Origin of the sequence: Exiguobacterium aurantiacum, assembly GCF_001766415.1 — a bacterium.
GTDB lineage: Bacteria > Bacillota > Bacilli > Exiguobacteriales > Exiguobacteriaceae > Exiguobacterium > Exiguobacterium aurantiacum_A.
In genome coordinates, this window is sequence record NZ_MKXO01000044.1 from 1 (window position 1) to 577 (window position 577).

At 45.9% G+C, this 577-nt stretch carries 2 pseudogenes; both read left to right on the forward strand.

Annotated elements, in window-relative coordinates:
• Positions 1 to 166 (forward strand): annotated as a pseudogene (locus BJU60_RS14860) (septum site-determining protein MinD); the annotation flags it as partial.
• A 217-nt stretch (positions 167 to 383) separates the two neighbouring features.
• A pseudogene (locus tag BJU60_RS15340) lies at positions 384 to 577 on the forward strand (stage IV sporulation protein FA); the annotation flags it as partial.

The window sequence follows — 577 nt, forward strand, 5'->3', positions numbered from 1 at the left end:
AAACAATGGTGAACCGATTGTCATGGATGCTAAAAACAAAGTATCGATTGCCTATCGCAATATTGCCCGCCGCGTACTAGGCGAATCAGTACCGCTTCAATCTTTTGAAGAAGAAAACAAGGGAATGTTTGCAAAGCTGAAAGCATTCTTTGGTGTAAGAGCATAATCACTGAACCGTGATAGAAAACCTTTGCAGTCAGGAAAGGCGGCTGCCTTTGCGAAGCGAATTTGACATTCGTGAGTACCGGAGCGCAGACCGACAATGAATGCGAGGGTTTCTCTGCACGCTGAGACCGATTCGATGAGAATCGGTCTTTTTGTTGCATATCAGATGGGGTTGTCACATAAAATGTACAAACTGTTTGTATGTAAAGGGTGATCTCATGAAAAGAGTGGACGAGTACCGAAAGAAAATCGCGCAGCGCCGCAAAACGATGCAGCCAGCTGCTCTCCCTAAGAAGACGGCTTTCAAGAAAAAAGAAGATATCCCGCCATGGGTTATGCTGACAGAGGAAGAAAAGCATTCTGGCTCGACCTCCTATGAACCGGCGTCCCATCAGCCAAAGAAATATCGTCA